Origin of the sequence: Methylobacterium sp. ME121, from assembly GCF_000974725.1 — a bacterium.
GTDB classification, from domain to species: Bacteria; Pseudomonadota; Alphaproteobacteria; order Rhizobiales; family Beijerinckiaceae; genus Methylobacterium; species Methylobacterium radiotolerans.
Map to the genome: position 1 here is coordinate 146,704 of NZ_BBUX01000004.1, position 16,136 is coordinate 162,839.

At 69.3% G+C, this 16,136-nt stretch carries 16 protein-coding genes; 8 read left to right on the forward strand and 8 right to left on the reverse strand.

The features are described from left to right. Both folB and folK read left to right on the forward strand, forming a co-directional pair. The gene (folB, locus tag ME121_RS05550) at window positions 1-378 is read left to right on the forward strand and encodes a dihydroneopterin aldolase (protein ID WP_059408474.1); all 378 of its coding nucleotides are present in this window, start codon (window positions 1-3) and stop codon (window positions 376-378) included. After that, the gene (folK, locus tag ME121_RS05555) at window positions 375-845 is read left to right on the forward strand and encodes a 2-amino-4-hydroxy-6-hydroxymethyldihydropteridine diphosphokinase (protein WP_012317518.1); all 471 of its coding nucleotides are present in this window, start codon (window positions 375-377) and stop codon (window positions 843-845) included. Before folB ends, folK begins: the two co-directional genes overlap by 4 nt. A gap of 20 nt (window positions 846-865) precedes the next feature. Here folK and xoxJ read toward each other — a convergent pair whose 3' ends face one another. The 6 genes from xoxJ to ME121_RS05585 form a co-directional block, all read right to left on the reverse strand. After that, window positions 866-1,726 carry a rare earth element methanol dehydrogenase accessory protein XoxJ gene (gene xoxJ / locus ME121_RS05560; RefSeq protein WP_012317517.1) on the reverse strand — a complete coding sequence of 287 codons (861 nt, stop codon included), beginning with the start codon at window positions 1,724-1,726 and terminating at the stop codon, window positions 866-868. Continuing rightward, window positions 1,711-2,322 (reverse strand): c-type cytochrome, methanol metabolism-related, encoded by a 612-nt coding sequence (locus ME121_RS05565; protein ID WP_012317516.1) that lies wholly within the window; start codon window positions 2,320-2,322, stop codon window positions 1,711-1,713. The genes xoxJ and ME121_RS05565 overlap by 16 nt, the downstream gene beginning before the upstream one ends. A gap of 133 nt (window positions 2,323-2,455) precedes the next feature. Further along, entirely contained in the window at window positions 2,456-4,261 is a 1,806-nt protein-coding gene (xoxF1, locus tag ME121_RS05570) for a lanthanide-dependent methanol dehydrogenase XoxF1 (protein ID WP_012317515.1), read from the reverse strand. 704 nt (window positions 4,262-4,965) lie between these two features. Then, the gene (locus ME121_RS05575; protein ID WP_234741295.1) at window positions 4,966-5,181 is read right to left on the reverse strand and encodes a hypothetical protein; all 216 of its coding nucleotides are present in this window, start codon (window positions 5,179-5,181) and stop codon (window positions 4,966-4,968) included. A gap of 182 nt (window positions 5,182-5,363) precedes the next feature. Beyond that, window positions 5,364-6,551: a ribonuclease D gene (rnd, locus tag ME121_RS05580; RefSeq protein WP_029358378.1), complete on the reverse strand. Its 1,188-nt coding sequence runs from the start codon at window positions 6,549-6,551 to the stop codon at window positions 5,364-5,366. 93 nt (window positions 6,552-6,644) lie between these two features. Next, window positions 6,645-7,043, reverse strand: coding sequence for a hypothetical protein (locus ME121_RS05585; RefSeq protein ID WP_029358377.1), 399 nt, complete (start codon window positions 7,041-7,043; stop codon window positions 6,645-6,647). A 144-nt stretch (window positions 7,044-7,187) separates the two neighbouring features. Between ME121_RS05585 and aspS the strand changes: the two genes are divergently transcribed. The 4 genes from aspS to ME121_RS05605 are packed head-to-tail and all read left to right on the forward strand — an operon-like array spanning window position 7,188 to window position 11,328. Further along, complete coding sequence (aspS, locus tag ME121_RS05590) at window positions 7,188-9,032, forward strand: aspartate--tRNA ligase (protein ID WP_029358375.1); 1,845 nt, start codon at window positions 7,188-7,190, stop codon at window positions 9,030-9,032. A 21-nt stretch (window positions 9,033-9,053) separates the two neighbouring features. Further along, entirely contained in the window at window positions 9,054-9,926 is an 873-nt protein-coding gene (locus ME121_RS05595) for a glycosyltransferase family 2 protein (RefSeq protein ID WP_024831098.1), read from the forward strand. After that, on the forward strand, window positions 9,923-10,999 hold the full coding sequence (locus tag ME121_RS05600) for an acyltransferase family protein (protein ID WP_024831099.1): 1,077 nt from the start codon (window positions 9,923-9,925) through the stop codon (window positions 10,997-10,999). The genes ME121_RS05595 and ME121_RS05600 overlap by 4 nt, the downstream gene beginning before the upstream one ends. Then, complete coding sequence (locus tag ME121_RS05605; protein WP_012317508.1) at window positions 10,996-11,328, forward strand: hypothetical protein; 333 nt, start codon at window positions 10,996-10,998, stop codon at window positions 11,326-11,328. Before ME121_RS05600 ends, ME121_RS05605 begins: the two co-directional genes overlap by 4 nt. Here the strand turns inward: ME121_RS05605 and ME121_RS05610 are convergent. Both ME121_RS05610 and ME121_RS05615 read right to left on the reverse strand, forming a co-directional pair. Continuing rightward, window positions 11,298-11,549, reverse strand: a complete 252-nt coding sequence (locus tag ME121_RS05610; protein WP_020091812.1) for a DUF3297 family protein — start codon at window positions 11,547-11,549, stop codon at window positions 11,298-11,300. The genes ME121_RS05605 and ME121_RS05610 overlap by 31 nt on opposite strands. After that, window positions 11,546-12,208 carry a CatB-related O-acetyltransferase gene (locus ME121_RS05615; RefSeq protein WP_179239954.1) on the reverse strand — a complete coding sequence of 221 codons (663 nt, stop codon included), beginning with the start codon at window positions 12,206-12,208 and terminating at the stop codon, window positions 11,546-11,548. The genes ME121_RS05610 and ME121_RS05615 overlap by 4 nt, the downstream gene beginning before the upstream one ends. A 66-nt stretch (window positions 12,209-12,274) precedes the next feature. Between ME121_RS05615 and ME121_RS05620 the strand changes: the two genes are divergently transcribed. Further along, window positions 12,275-14,602 (forward strand): NADP-dependent malic enzyme, encoded by a 2,328-nt coding sequence (locus ME121_RS05620; RefSeq protein WP_012317505.1) that lies wholly within the window; start codon window positions 12,275-12,277, stop codon window positions 14,600-14,602. A gap of 82 nt (window positions 14,603-14,684) precedes the next feature. Beyond that, window positions 14,685-16,130 (forward strand): acetamidase/formamidase family protein, encoded by a 1,446-nt coding sequence (locus ME121_RS05625; protein WP_012317504.1) that lies wholly within the window; start codon window positions 14,685-14,687, stop codon window positions 16,128-16,130. Window positions 16,131-16,136 lie beyond the last annotated feature (6 nt).

Sequence of the window (16,136 nt, forward strand, 5' to 3'; positions counted from 1 at the left end):
ATGGCGGGCGACCTGATCCGCGTGACCCGGATCGCCGTGTTCGGCCGGCACGGGGTGCTGGCCGAGGAGGCGGTGCTCGGCCAGCGCTTCTACATCTCCCTGGAGGCCGAACTCGATCTCGGCCCGGCGGGCCGCTCCGACGACGTGGCCGGCACGGTGAGCTACGCGGATCTGACGGCGCTGGCCGTCGAGATCGCCACCGCGCGCCGGTTCAACCTGATCGAGGCCCTGGCCGAGACGGTCGCGGCGGAGATCCTCGCGCGCTTCGCGCGCGTCGCGGCGATCACCGTGCAGGTCGACAAGCCGAGCGCGCCCGTCCCCGCCATCCTGGACAGCGTCGGCGTCGCGATCACGCGCCGCCGCGGGGCGGGCCGATGAGGGCGTATCTCGGCATCGGCAGCAATGTCGGCGACATGGCCGCGATGCTCGACCGCGCGGTCACCGGCCTCGCGGCGATCCCGGGCATCGACGTCGTGGCGCGCTCGGCCGACTATCGGACGCCGCCCTGGGGCAAGACCGATCAGCCGTGGTTCCTCAACGGCGCCGTGGCGGTGGAGACGGAGCTGGATCCACACGGCCTGCTCGACGCCTGTCTGCGGGTGGAGCACGACCTCGGCCGGATCCGCGAGGAGCGCTGGGGGCCGCGGGTGATCGACATCGATGTCCTGGCCTACGAGGGTGCGAGCATCGACGACGCGCGCCTCGTGCTGCCGCACCGCTACGTGCGCGAGCGGGCCTTCGTGCTGGTTCCCCTGGCCGAGATCGCGCCGGACCTCGTCATCGGCGGCGAGCGCGTGGTGGATGCCCTGGCGAAGCTCGACCGGACCGGCATCGCGCGCGCCTGACCGCGGCCCGCGGCGGCGCGTCAGCGCTCGCCGGGGGCGACGAGCTTGTTCTCTTCCTCGTCGAGGAGCGGCACGTCGTAGTCGCGCAGGACCTTGTCGATGTCGGCCTTGCGCTTGCGCAGGATGGTGTTCAGCGAGCGCTTCCAGTCGTTCTCGCCGATCCGGACGCCCATGGCGATCCGGTACGCCATCGGCGGGCGCTCCGGCTCCTTCAGCAGCGGCACCACGTTCATGGGCGTGCCGGACTGCTTGGCGAGCCAGCCGGCAGCCGGTCCCCAGAGTACCGCCGCGTCGATCTCCTTGGCGGCCAGCGCCGCGATGATCTCCGCGCTGACCGTCTGGTACTTCCGCGACGGATCGAGCTGGTAGGGCGCGTAGGCCTTCATGGCCGAGACGAGGCCGACTTCGCCCATCCGGTTGACGGGCGGCGTCCCGGCGATCACGCCGATGCTCTTGCCCTTCAAGCGCGGGTCGTCGAGGGCCGTCACGCCGTCGAGCTCACCGGCGCGGGTGACCAGCGTGTAGGCGGAGCGGTAGTAGGGATTGGTGGTCTGGACGAGGTCGCTGCCGAAGGCCTGGCCCATGATGACGTCGCAGAGGCCGGTTCCGAGCGTGTTGCGCACGAAGCCGGGTCCCTGGGTCAACCAGTAATAGCGGACCTTGATCTTCAGTTCGTCGGCGATGATCGCCGCGATCTTGTTCTCGAAGCCGTCCTCCTTGCGTTCGGAGAACGGCATGTTGCCCGGATCACCGCAGACGCGCAGCACGTCCGTGGTGACGGTATCCGGCAGATGCTGGGCGAGAGCCCCCTGCGCCCCGGTCAGTGTCAGGGCGCAGAGAATGGCGATCCGGGCAAGAGACGACATCAGCCGCCCATGCATTCCTTCTCCGCCTTCTTGGCGGTGTCAGGCTTGTCCTCGTGCTCCGAGGGACGGATACGCCCGATCGCTCCGGCGGCGCGCGCCTTGAGGTAGACGTAGAGGTCGTCCGAGTAGCACATGACGTTCTTGTTGTCGCCGAAGGCCGGCATGACCTTCTGTTCGGCGGCGTTCACGTCCTGCTTGCCGCCCGCCAGGATGCCGATGAACTCCTCGTAGGAGAGGTGCTTCAGCGAGTCCTTGAGCGCCGGCGCGTAGGTCGAGCCCATGCCGTCCGGACCGTGGCAGACGTGGCACTCGGCGTGATACCGGCGGTAGCCCGAGTACGTGTACCAGTCGAGCATCTTGCCGTCCTGGGTCACGTGGAACGTCGGGTGGCCTTCGGCATCGAAATACTTGCCGTCGTCGACCTTCACGGCAGCATCCTGCTTCAGCAGCTTGGGATCCTGCTCGGCGGTCTTGTCGTTCGCGTTCAGCGAATTGGCGAGCTTGGGGTCGGCAGGCTTGGCATCCTCAGCATGTACGGCAACCGTCGAGACGGTCGCTAGGGCGAGGGCGGCGATAACCGGCCGCGTTACGATCTTGCTGAGGTTGAGCAACGCATGTGTCTCCCTGGATCGAGGCTCTTCGTCTCCCTCCGAGCCGCAGCCTCTTGCGAGAAAGTCTAATCACAAGGGTGCCGGCGCGGGAACCCGCGCCGGCACCGTTTTTCACGTCAAACCCTGCGGCCGATTAGTTCGGCAGGGCGAAGACCGTCAGCTGACCGCCGAGGTTGGTGTACTGCGACAGAGCCGCGTAGCCACCCACCGCGCCGAGACCGGCATTCGGGTCGGTCAGGCCGGCCGCGAGGCCGATGCCGGCCCAGCCGCCGACGCCCGACAGGACGCCCACGTACTGCTTGCCCTTGTGCTGGTAGGTCATCACGTTGCCGATGATGCCCGACGGGGTCTTGAACTTGAACAGCTCCTTGCCGGTCTTGTCGTCGACCGCCTTCAGGTAGCCCTCAAGCGTGCCGTAGAACACGACGTCGCCAGCGGTGGCCAGAGCACCGGACCACACCGAGAACTGCTCGGGGTTGGACCACTTGATCTTGCCGTTGACGCCGTCCCACGCGATGAAGTTGCCCATGCCGCCGTGCGAGTTCGGGGCCGGGTACATCGAGAGGGTCGCACCGACGTAGGGCTGGCCCGGGGTGTAGGTCACCCGGAACGGCTCGTAGTCCATGCAGACGTGGTTGGTGGGCACGTAGAACAGGTTGGTCTTCGGCGAGAAGGCCGCAGGCTGCTGATCCTTGGTGCCCAGCGCCGCCGGGCAGATGCCCTTGGAGTTGGTGTCCTCACCGTTCTGCTCGGTCGAGTACTTCGACACGACCAGCGGACGGCCGTAGTTCTTCGAGCCCTTGTCCATGTCGACCTTGGTCGCCCAGTTGACGGCCGGGTCGAACTTCTCGGCGACCAGCAGCTCGCCCGTGGCGCGGTTCAGCGTGTAGCCGAAGCCGTTACGGTCGAAGTGCGTCAGGAGCGGCTGCTCCTTGCCGTCGATCTTCTGATCCGTGAGGATCATCTCGTTGATGCCGTCATAGTCCCACTCGTCGTGGGGGGTCATCTGGTAGACCCACTTGGCCATGCCGGTGTCCGGGTTACGCGCCCAGATGGTCATGGACCACTTGTTGTCGCCCGGACGCTGCTTGGGGTTCCAGGTCGAGGGGTTGCCCGAGCCGTAGTACATCAGGTCGAGCTTGGGGTCGTACGAGAACCAGCCCCAGGTGCAGCCGCCGCCAGTCTTCCACTGATCGCCTTCCCAGGTCTTCAGCGAGGAGTCCTTGCCGATCGGCTTGCCGAGCGAGGTGGTCTTCTCCGGGTCGACGATCAGCTGATCGTCCGGGCCCTCGGAGTAGCCGCGCCACACCTTCTTGCCGGTCTTCAGGTCGTAGGCGGTGACGTGGCACTGCACGCCGAACTCGCCGCCCGAGATGCCGACGATGACCTTGTCCTTGACCGGCAGAACCGTCGCGGTGTTGGTCTCGCCCTTCTTCGGGTCGCCGTTCACGACCGACCAGTTGACCTTGCCGGTCTTGGCGTCGAGCGACACGAGGGTGGTGTCGGCCTGATGCAGGAGGATGGCGCCGTCGGCGTAGGCCAGGCCACGATTGACCGTGTCACAGCACATGACCGGGATCACGGACGGATCCTGCTTCGGCTCGTACTTCCAGAGGATCTTCGCCTCGTGGTCGAGGTCGAGGGCGTACACGATGTTCGGGAACGGCGTGTGCACGTACATCACGTTGCCAACGACGAGCGGCGAGCCCTCGTGGCCGCGCAGCACGCCGGTCGAGAACGTCCAGGCGACCTGCAGGTCCTTGACGTTCTTGGCGTTGATCTGGTCGAGCTTCGAGTAACGCGTATTCGCGTAGTCCACCGTCTGAAGAACCTGTTCCGCCGGGTTGGCGATGCCCTTCATGACGCTTTCATTGGCCAGCGCCGGCGCGGCGACGGCCGCGACACCTGCGCCGAGCGCAAGGAGATGTACCGCTCTCATGGGTTCCTCCGACAAGTCTTGAGAGTTCTCGCGGCGCGCGACGAGAGTGGCGTCGCTCGGACTCCGACCTGACTGTTTGCGACAGGGATGGACGCCTCGGTAGCGGGCATAGTGGACTTCGAGGAGATCTACTGATCCCCTAGCCAGGAACCGCCATCCCTGAGGCGGCTCCCTCGAAACCGAGGCTTGCCCGGACCTTAAGAGATTTTTGAGCGCCGTCAACTCGCTGTTCCGCGCCTGTGGGCACACGGTGAAAGCTTCTTTTAGGGTGACACGGGCCCCGCCGATGTCATGCTTTTGCGAAAAGAAATGTTGCGACGCACAAGCGTTCTTCGGTCGTCTCGCCCCGATCTCACGGGCACGTGTGCGTGTCCCATGCAGACCTTGCACACGAACGAGCTTTGCTGGGCCTGAGCATGCGTCGTCCGCGCGGACGAGGGTCGCAGGGGCATCGGGCGCCCGCGGCGGAGGCCCCCCCGCTTGACCGCACTGCGAGACGCTTCGGTGGCTATTCGTTGCCGAATTTTCCCAAAACCCGGCCGTGCGCCCAGTCGCCGCATCCGATTTTTTTGAGGATCCCCTCCCGTTCGGTGGGGTTCGCGCGCGACAAATTGCCGAATCGTCCCGTTCTCAAGAATCGCTGCCGGGACGCGCGCATTGATCCGTGACGCCGTCCGGGATTCCGCAGAAGGTCCCCGGCGGCGTCAGAGCGCCCCGACCGGCCCGGTGCTCTCGAAGTCGGCGACGTCGCCGATCAGATCGGTCACGGAGATGTTGAGGCGACGGCCGCTGGACAGACGGAGTTGGGCATCCGGCTCGAGCCAGACCGGTCGCAGGCCCGCGTAGCTGCCGTAGAGGTTGCCGTAGGCGACGACGCCGCCCTCGCGCCGCTCGATGACAACCCGGTAGCGGACGCGCACGGACTCGCACCCTTCAGCCGATACGAGACCGCGCCCGGTCAGCGTCTTCAAAATCTCGTTCGGCTCGAACATACGCGGGACGCAGGGGCGGGATTAAGCGGCAATCCAATTGCCATTTAATCCCGGACCTGCGGCGAGTCACGCCCGACCGCGGAGTTTGTGCCGTCAGCGTCGCCCCGGCGTCATCCGTTCACGTCGGCGCCGGCGGCCGCGGGCTCGGCCTCGAGAGGGCGGACCACGATCCGGCCCGACTCGACCGACAGCGCCAGCCGGCCCTGCTTCAGCGCCAGCGCCTTCTCCCCGAACAGCGTCCGACGCCACCCCTGCAGCGCCGGTACCTCGGCGGCATCGTCGTCAGCGACGGCTTCCAGGTCGTCGACCGTGGCGATGATCTTGGGCGCGACGCCCTCGGCCTCGCAGACCGCCTTCAGCAGGACCTTCAGCAGCTCGACGATCGCGCCGTTGCCGCCGCTCCGCCGCACGCGCTCGGGCATCCGGACGGCGCTGGTGTCGCGGGCGAGGCCGCGCTCGACGGCGGCGACGATGTCGGCCCCCGTCCGGGACCGCTCGAAGCCCGCCGGGATCGTCCGCAGGCGCCCGAGCGCCTCGGCGCTCCGCGGCGCTGCCGACGCGATGTCGATGACCGCCTCATCCTTCAGGACGCGCCCGCGCGGGACGTTGCGCGTCTGCGCCTCGCTCTCGCGCCAAGCCGCCACCTCCATCAGCACGGCGATCTCGCGCGGCTTGCGCATCCGGCCGGAGAGGCGGCGCCACGCCTGGGCGGGATCGGCGCGGTAGGTCTCCGGCGAGGTCAGCACCGCCATCTCCTCGTCGAGCCAGGCGCCGCGGTCTGTCCGCAGCAACTCGGCGACGAGGACCTCGTAGATCTTCACCAAGTGGGTGACGTCGGACAGCGCGTAGGTCAGCTGCGCCTCCGACAGCGGCCGCCGCGACCAGTCGGTGAAGCGGGACGACTTGTCGATCTTGGCCTTGGCGACGTCGTTGACGAGCTGCTCGTACGAGACGGAGTCGCCGTAGCCGCAGACCATGGCGGCGACCTGCGTGTCGAAGAACGGGTGCGGCAGGATCCCGCCGATCAGCCAGATGATCTCCAGGTCCTGACGGGCGGAATGGAACACCTTGACGGTGCGCTCGTCGGCCATGAGCGCGATGAACGGATCCAGGTCGATCCCGGGCGCCAGCGGGTCGACCAGGACGGCGGTCCCGTCCGGTGCCGCCATCTGGATCAGGCACAGTTTCGGATAATACGTCGTCTCACGCATGAACTCCGTGTCGACGGTCACGAAGGGCTGCTCGGCGAGACGTGTGCAGATCTGGCGCAGCGCGTCAGTGGTGGTGATCAGGTCCATGCACCGGCTATACGCAACCGCGGCGGACATGGGGAGACGCGGCTTCGCAGGTCCCCATCTTTCGCGCTTTCACGCGCGGCTCGGCGACCGCGGTCACGCCACGGCCGCGACCGCCGCCTTCCGGCGCGCCCGGGCCTGCCGGCGGATCCGCAGCGCGTCGGCACGGCGCTGCGCCTCGGCGCGGCCCAGCAGGCGGTCGAGGATGCCGGTCTCGATGCGCTCGCCGGTGGCCCGGTCGACGAGACGCCGGATCCGGTCGACCCGGAACCCGCGATAGCCGCCGCGCCGGGCGTCGATGCCGCCGAGCAGCGTCCGGCCGGGACCGAGCCTCAGCTCGCGCGCCTCGAGGGACCGGTTGCTCCAGGCCCCGGTCGCGTCCTCGTAGACGAGGTCGAAACGGCCCTCGAGGGGCAGCGTCCGCCACCCGGCTGGGACGCGTTCGGGCGCCGGCTTAGCGGGCCGCTTCAGATCGAAAAAGACGTTGTCGTTCATGGAGTTCATATGGGGATCGGGAGCCTCTTCCGGTAGGCCGGCGGGCGAGTCGCGCGCGGCTTTCGGCGCCGTTCTGCGCGCCCCGCGCTTGACTTGGGGGGCCTCGCGTGAATGGTGCCGGCCTTCCCACAGAAGAAGCCCGTCATGCACCGTTACCGTTCCCACACCTGCGGGGCGCTCCGCCCGTCCGACGTCGGGCAGAGTGTCCGCCTCTCCGGCTGGTGCCACCGCATCCGCGACCACGGGGGCGTGCTGTTCGTGGATCTGCGGGACCATTACGGCCTGACGCAGTGCGTGATCGATTCCGATTCCCCGGCCTTCAAGGCCGCCGAGACCGTCCGCTCGGAATGGGTCGTGCGGATCGACGGCCGCGTCCGCACGCGACCGGCCGGTACCGAGAATGCCGAGCTGCCGACCGGCGCGGTCGAGGTCTACATCGACGACCTCGAGGTGCTGGGTCCGGCCGGCGAGCTGCCGCTGCCGGTCTTCGGCGACCTCGAGTACCCGGAGGAGACGCGGCTCCGGTACCGCTTCCTCGACCTGCGCCGGGAGAAGCTGCACGCCAACATCATGAAGCGCGGCGCGATCATCGACTCGCTCCGCCGCCGGATGCGCGAGGGCGGCTTCTTCGAGTTCCAGACGCCGATCCTGACCGCGTCGAGCCCGGAAGGCGCGCGCGACTACCTCGTGCCGTCGCGGGTCCATCCCGGCAAGTTCTACGCGCTCCCGCAGGCGCCGCAGCAGTTCAAGCAGCTGACGATGATCGCGGGCTTCGACCGCTACTTCCAGATCGCGCCCTGCTTCCGCGACGAGGATGCCCGCGCCGACCGCTCGCCGGGCGAGTTCTACCAGCTCGACATCGAGATGAGCTTCGTCACCCAGGAGGACGTGTTCCAGGCGGTCGAGCCGGTCCTGCGCGGCGTGTTCGAGGAGTTCGCCGAGGGCAAGCGCGTCACCAAGGAATTCCCGCGGATCACCTACGCGGACTCGATGCTCAAATACGGCGTCGACAAGCCGGACCTGCGCAATCCGCTGATCATCGCCGACGTCACCGACCTGTTCGCCCGCGAGGACGTGGCCTTCAAGGCGTTCAAGGGCGTGATCGCTTCCGGCGGCGTGGTCCGGGCGATCCCGGCGACCGGTGCGGCGGCGCAGTCGCGCTCGTTCTTCGACAAGCTCAACGACTGGGCCCGTTCGGAGGGCGCGCCGGGGCTCGGCTATGTCGTGTTCGAGGAGGAGAACGGGCAGCTCACCGGCAAGGGGCCGATCGCCAAGTTCATTCCGGCCGAGGTCCAGGCGCTGATCGCCGAGCGGGCCGGTGCCAAGGCGGGCGACGCGGTGTTCTTCTCGGCCGGCGCTGAGGGCAAGGCGGCCGGCCTCGCCGGCAAGGCGCGCATCCGCATCGGCGACGAGCTAGGCCTCTGCGACAAGGACCAGTACGCCTTCTGCTGGATCACCGACTTCCCGATGTACGAGTGGAGCGAGGAAGAGAAGCGGATCGACTTCTCCCACAACCCGTTCTCGATGCCGAACATCGACCGCGAGGCGTTCCTGGCGCTCGACCTCGACGCGCTCTCCAGCGAGGACGAGAACGGCGCGAACACCAAGCGGATCCTGGACATCAAGGCGTTCCAGTACGACATCGTCTGCAACGGCGTGGAGCTGTCGTCGGGCGCGATCCGCAACCACCGTCCGGACGTGATGGAGAAGGCCTTCGCGATCGCCGGCTACGGCCACGAGGTCCTGGAGCAGAAGTTCGGCGGCATGCTGAACGCCCTGCGCATGGGCGCTCCGCCGCACGGCGGCATCGCGCCGGGTGTGGACCGCATCGTCATGCTCCTGTGCAACGAGCCGAACATCCGCGAGGTGGTGCTGTTCCCGATGAACCAGCGCGCCGAGGACCTGATGATGGGCGCGCCCTCCGAGGCGACGCCCAAGCAGCTGCGCGAGCTGCACATCCGGCTCAACCTGCCCGAGAAGAAGGCCTGAGGCGGCGCGAACCGCCGCCCGGTGCCGAGTCTCGTCGCGATCGTCGTCGCGCATGACAGCGCCGACGTGCTGCCCGGCTGCCTCGCGGCGCTGGCCGGGCAGCATGTGCCGGCGATCGTGGTCGACAATGCCAGCCGGGACGCCTCCGCGTCCGTCGCGGAGGCCGCGGGCGCCCAGGTGATCCGCAACGCCCGCAACGAGGGCTACGGTCGCGCCAACAACCGGGGCGTCCGCGCGGCCGAGACGGCGGAGCACGTCCTCATCGTCAACCCGGACGTCGTGCTGCGGCCGGGCGCCGTTGACGCCCTGCTGGAGGCGGCCCGATCCTGGCCGGACGCGGGCCTGCTCGCCCCGCGCCTCGTCGAGCCCGACGGGCGCTTCTTCTTCCAGGCGCGGTCGCTGCTCGCGCCCTACCTGACCAATCCCGCCGGCCGGCTCGCGCTCCCGCAGGGCGATGCCTGCGCGCCGTTTCTCTCCGGGGCCTGCTTGCTGATGCCGCGCGCCCTGTTCCTCGACCTCGGCGGCTTCGACGAGAACATCTTCCTGTTCTACGAGGACGACGACCTGTGCCGGCGCGTGGCCGATCGCGGTCGTGCGCTGATCCATGTCCACCGCGCCGAAGCGCTGCACGGGCGCGGCCGGTCGTCGGCGCCCGAGCCGGGACGGGTGTTTCGCGCGCGCTGGCATCAGGCGTGGTCGCGCGCCTATGTCAGCCGGAAATACGGCCTCGCGGACCCGAGCCTCGCCGCGCTGGCGGCCAATGTGCCGAAGGCGCTGCTGTCCGGGCTGGTGCTGCGTCGGGCGGGACTGGAGCGCTACGGCGGCTCGGCCGCCGGCGCCCTCGCCTTCCTGCGGGGCCGGACCGCGCTGGCCCGCGAGGGGCTGACCGGATGAGCGCGCCGACGATCGCGACCGCGCTGGAACGCGGGCGCAACGGCTTCACCGGCTTGCGGCTGCTGCTGGCTCTCGCCGTCGTGGTGTCCCACGCGTTCAGCGTCGCGACCGGCGCGGCCGGCGACGAGCCCCTCGCCCGGCTCACCGGCTACACGCTGGGCGAGCACGCGGTGAACGGCTTCTTCGCCGTGTCGGGATTCCTGGTCACGATGAGCTGCGACCGCCGCGGCATCCGGGACTACGCCCTCGCCCGGACCTTGCGGATCCTGCCCGGACTGGTCGCCGCGACCCTCGTTGTGTCGCTGGGTCTCGGGGCGGCGCTGACGCGCCTGCCGGTCGCCGAGTACCTGCGCGATCCGGCCCTATGGTCGTTCATCCGCGGGACGCTGACGACCTTCAAGAGCAACGCCGCCCTCCCCGGCGTCTTCGAAGCCAATCCCTACCGGGCGCCGCTCGGCACGGTCTGGACGCTGAAATACGAGGTGCTGTGCTACCTCGGCGTTCTCGCGGCCGCCCTGTCCGGCCTGCTCCGGCGCCGGTGGTCGGCCCCCCTGATCGTGGCCGGACTGGCACTCGCCCTGTCGATCGCCTGCGGCCTCCGCGGTCCCGACCTACCCAAGGGCACCGAGACGGCGCTGCGCCTGCCGCTGATCTTCGCGGCCGGCGCGTGCCTCTACCTGTGGCGCGACCGCCTGCGGGTCTCGGCCGCCGCCCTCGCCTGTCTGGTCTTCGGCGCCTTCGCCCTCGCGCGAACGCCGGCCTACCCGGCCCTGCTGTTCCTCGCCGAGGCCTACGGCGTGGTCTGGCTAGCCCTCGGCCCCCTCGCGCGCGGCCTGTGCGACCCGTCGGCCGATCTCTCCTACGGGATCTATCTCTACGGCTGGCCGATCCAGCAGAGCTTGAACGCGCTGTGGCCCGCTGCCTCCGGGCCCGCGCTCCTGGCGCCGGCCCTCGCCCTCACCCTGCCGGTCGCGGCCCTGTCCTGGTACGGGGTCGAGCGGCCGGCCCTGGCGCTCAAGGCGCGGGCGCTCGGGCGGCGCCGCCTCGGCACGATCGAGCCGGCCGGCCCATGACCGCCGACAGCTCGCTCCCGCCGCTCGAGGCGCTGGGTCTCGCGGCGCGGATGCTGGAGGCGCAGGGCTTCGCGATCGTCGCCCGGAACGAGCGCGGCGACAGCCTGTACCTGCGGCGACCGGACTGCGCCTGGCACCTGCGCGTCTCGAACCACGCGCGCACCGCCAAGCAGCGTGCCCGCCGCTCCGACATCCTCGCGAGCCTCGTCATCGACGGGCCGCGCTCGCCGGATCGGGTCGGGAAGCTCGTCCGGGAGGCCGTCCGGAACTTCGAGGCCGCGCTGGCGCGGGTGGCGGATCAGGCGTCCGCGGCGGGGTCGCGGAAATAGGGCTCCACGGTGCCCTTCAGCTTCACCGTCATCGGATTGCCGGCCCGGTCGAGAGCCTTGCCGGCCGAGAGCCGGACCCAGCCCTCGCTCACGCAGTATTCCTCGACGTTGGTCTTCTCGACGCCCTTGAACCGGACACCGACCCCGCGCTCCAGCACCTTCTCGTCGTAGAACGGGCTGTTCGGGTTGGAGGCGAGGCGGTCAGGGGGGGTGTCGGTCATCGTCCGGATCTCGGATGGTCTTCGTGATGGGCCCCGCCGGTACGGGAAACCGCGCCGGCGCGCAACGCCGCGAGCAGGTCCGTGATCCGCCCGCTCTGGAGCAGCGGCACGAGCCGCGTCACCGCATCGTGCGGCAGGTCCCACCACGCCGACCCCACGAGCGCCTCTGCGGTCGCCGCGTCGAAGCGGCGGCGCACGACCCGGGCCGGGTTGCCGGCTACGACGGTGTAGGCCGGCACGTCGCGGGTCACCACGGCGCGGGCGGCCACCACGGCGCCGTGGCCGACCGTCACGCCCGACAGGATCATGCAGCCTGATCCCAGCCAGACATCGTTGCCGATCACCACGTCACCCCGGGAGGCGTGGTAATCCTCCGGCGCATCGGCGTCCGGGAACAGGCCGCGCATCGCCGCGAACGGGTAGGTCGACGCCCAGTCGAGGCGATGATCGCCGCCGAGCAGGATCTCGACCTTGTCGGCGATGGAACAATAGCGGCCGATCGTCAGCCGCCGTCCGCTCTCCGGGAAGCGGACTTTTGGACGCCCGTACGAATAAGCGCCTATGGAGAAGCCGTAGGTCCTCGCCAGCTTGGCAAGGTGGATCCGGGTCTCGTTGTGCGGGTTGCGCCCCCTGCGCAGCCGGTGCAACAGACCGGTCATGACGCGAGCCTGCGCGATGCGCGGCCGCGTCGTCCTCGGTGAAGAAGGTGAGCGGGAGCGTGGGCGATGGCCGATAACATGTCCGAGGACCTCAAGGCCGGGGCGCTCGTCTACCACCGCCTGCCCAAGCCCGGGAAGCTGGAGATCCAGGCGACCAAGCCGCTCGGCAACCAGCGCGACCTCGCCCTGGCCTACTCGCCCGGCGTCGCCGCCGCCTGCATGGCGATCCACGACGACCCGCAGCAGGCCGCCGAGCTCACGATCCGCCAGAACCTCGTGGCGGTGCTCTCCAACGGCACGGCCGTGCTGGGCCTGGGCGATATCGGCCCGCTGGCCTCGAAGCCCGTGATGGAGGGCAAGGCCGTCCTGTTCAAGAAATTCGCCGGCATCGACGTCTTCGACATCGAGGTCGACCAGAAGGACGTGTCCAAGCTCGTCGACGTGGTCTGCGCCCTCGAGCCGACCTTCGGCGGCATCAACCTGGAGGACATCAAGGCGCCCGAGTGCTTCGAGGTCGAGGAGCAGTGCCGGGCCCGGATGAACATCCCGGTCTTCCACGACGATCAGCACGGCACAGCGATCATCGTGGCGGCGGCCGTCCTCAACGGCCTGGAACTCGCCGGCAAGAACCTGTCCGACGTCCGGATCGTCACGTCCGGTGCCGGCGCGGCGGCCCTCGCCTGCCTCAACCTGCTCGTGTCGCTCGGCGCGACCCGCGAGAACATCACGGTCACCGACATCAAGGGCGTCGTCTACAAGGGCCGCCCCGAGCTGATGGACCGCTGGAAGGACGTCTACGCGCAGGAGACCGACAAGCGGACGCTCGCCGAGGTGATCCCGGGGGCGGACGTGTTCATCGGCCTGTCGGCCGGCGGCGTGCTCAAGCCCGAGTACCTGAAGGAGATGGCCGAGAAGCCGCTGATCATGGCGCTCGCCAACCCCTATCCGGAGATCATGCCGGACCTGGCCGAGAAGGAGCGGCCGGACGCGATGATCTGCACCGGCCGGTCGGACTTCCCGAACCAGGTCAACAACGTCCTGTGCTTCCCCTACATCTTCCGCGGCGCGCTCGATGTCGGCGCCCACAAGATCAACGAGGAGATGAAGAAGGCGGCCGTGAAGGCGATCGCGGGCCTGGCCCACGAGACCACCTCCGACGTGGTCGCCCGCGCCTACGGCGGCGAGGCCCGGCCGTTCGGGCCGAAATCCCTGATCCCGAGCCCGTTCGACCCGCGCCTGATCCTGCGCATCGCCCCGGCCGTGGCCAAGGCCGCGATGGATTCGGGCGTCGCCGGCCGGCCGCTCCCGGATCTCGACGCCTACGTCGAGAGCCTCGACCGGTTCGTGCACCGGTCCGGCCTGATCATGAAGCCCCTGTTCTCGAAGGCGAAGGCCGAGCCCAAGCGCGTGATCTACGCCGAGGGCGAGGACGAGCGCGTGCTCCGCGCCGTCCAGGCGATCGTCGAGGACAAGGTCGCCTTCCCGATCCTGGTCGGCCGGCCGCGGGTCGTGGAGACCCGGCTGAAGCGCTTCGGCCTGTCGATCGAGCACGGCCGCGACTTCGAGCTGATCGATCCCGAGGACGATCCCCGCTACCGCGCCTACGTGCAGACCTATCTGGAGGTGGCGGGTCGCCGGGGCATCACCCCCGACGCGGCGCGCACCCTGGTGCGCACCAACAGCACGGTGATCGGCGCCATCGCGGTCCGCCGCGGCGAGGCCGACGCGCTGATCTGCGGCCTCGAGGGCCGGTTCGAGACGCGGCTGCGCATCATCCGCGACGTGATCGGGCTCGCCCCCGGCGTGGAGCAGTGCGCCGCGATGAGCCTCGTCGTGACGCATAACGGCGCCTACTTCCTGGCCGACACCCACGTCCGCCAGAACCCGACCGCCGAGGAGATCGCCGACGTGGCGCAGGCCTGCGCCAGCCATGTCAGCCGCTTCGGGATGACGCCGAAGATCGCGCTGCTCAGCCACTCGGATTTCGGCCAGTCGGATTCGCCCTCCGCGATGAAGATGCGCGACGCCCTCGCGCTCCTGCACGCGCGGGATCCCGAGCTGCAGGTCGACGGCGAGATGCAGGCGGATTCGGCCCTCAACGAGATGGTGCGCGAGCGCGTGCTGCCCGGCTCCCGCCTCAAGGGCGCGGCCAACGTCCTGATCTTCCCGAACCTCGACGCGGCCAACATCGCCTTCCAGTTCGCGAAGGTGCTGGCGGACGCCCTGCCGGTCGGCCCACTCCTGATCGGTCCGGCCAAGCCCGCCCACATCCTGACGCCGTCGGTGACGGCGCGCGGCATCGTCAATGTCACGGCCGCCGCCGTGGTCGAGGCCCAGGCGGACGAGGCCGCCCCGCGAGCCGAGGAGCGCGGTGTCGGCATGATCTCGGAATGAGGCGTGCCCGTCGGCGGCCGCGAGCGTGGCCGTCGATTTGCTTTCCGGTCCCGGTGCCACGAAATCACCGGGAGACGACGCGATGTGCGCGGGCGACGATCCAACCTGCCACGCCTTCGAGGAGCACCGCCGCCGGTTCCGGCGGGATCTGGAGCCTGAGCGGCGCGCCTTCCTGAAGAGCGGCTTCGCGGCGACCGGCGCCGCCGCTGCGGCCCTCGCGGCCGGCGGCCCGTCGCTGGTGAGCCCGGCCCTGGCCCAGGCGAGCGGGGCCAAGATCGCCGCCACGGCGCATTACCACCTGCCGGCGAATGCCGAGACCGTCCACTGGGGCTTCTTCAGCCGCAGCCTCAAGCCCAAGGTCGAGATCGGTTCGGGCGATTTCGTCACGATCGAGACGCTCACGCATCAGGCGAGCGACGACGCCGAGCGGATGATCCAGGGCGATCCGGGCGCCGAGAGTGTCTATCTCTGGACGAAGGACAAGATGGGCGTCTCGCCCCGCGGTGCCGGCGCCATGGACGCCAAGATCGGCCCCGGCGGCGGCCTCGGCGTGCATATCTGCACCGGCCCGGTGGCGATCCGCGGCGCCGAGCCCGGCGATGTCCTGGAGGTGCGCATCCTCGACGTCGCTCCCCGCCCCTGCGCCAATCCCAAGTACAAGGGACTGGCCTTCGGCAGCAACGCGGCGGCGTGGTGGGGCTACCACTACAACGACCTGATCACCGGCGATAAGCCCCGGGAGGTCGTGACCATCTACGAGGTCGACGCCACCGGCGAGCGCGACTGGGCCCGGGCGGTCTACAGTTTCCGCTGGCCGGGCGTCACCGACCCGTTCGGCGTCTCTCACCCGACCATCGACTATCCCGGCCTGCCGGTCGATCATTCCAAGACGCAGAAGACCTTCGAGGTCCTCAAGGGCATCCGTGTGCCGATCCGGCCGCATTTCGGCACGATGGGCGTCGCGCCCGCCGAGGCCGACCGGGTCAACACGATCCCGCCGAGCTACACCGGCGGCAACATCGACAACTGGCGGATCGGCAAGGGCGCGACGCTGTACTACCCGGTGGCGGTGCCGGGCGCCCTGTTCTCGGTGGGCGACCCCCACGCCAGCCAGGGCGATTCCGAGTTGTGCGGCACCGCGATCGAGTGCTCGCTCACCGGAACCTTCCAGTTCATCCTGCACAAGAAGGCCGACCTGCCCGGCACGCCGCTGGAGGCCCTCGACTTCCCGATGATCGAGACCCGGGACGACTGGGTGCTGTCCGGCTTCAGCTACCCGAACTACCTGCGCGACCTCGGTCCGGACGCCCAGAGCGCGATCTTCCAGAAGTCCTCCATCGACCTCGCCATGCGCGACGCCTTCCGGAAGATGCGCCAGTTCCTGATGCACGCGAAGGGCCTCACCGAGGACGAGGCCATCTCGCTGATGTCGGTGGCGGTCGATTTCGGGATCACGCAGGTCGTGGACGGCAACTGGGGCGTCCACGCCGTGGTCAGGAAGGCGATCTTCTCGGATCGCGTCGCCTGACGTCGG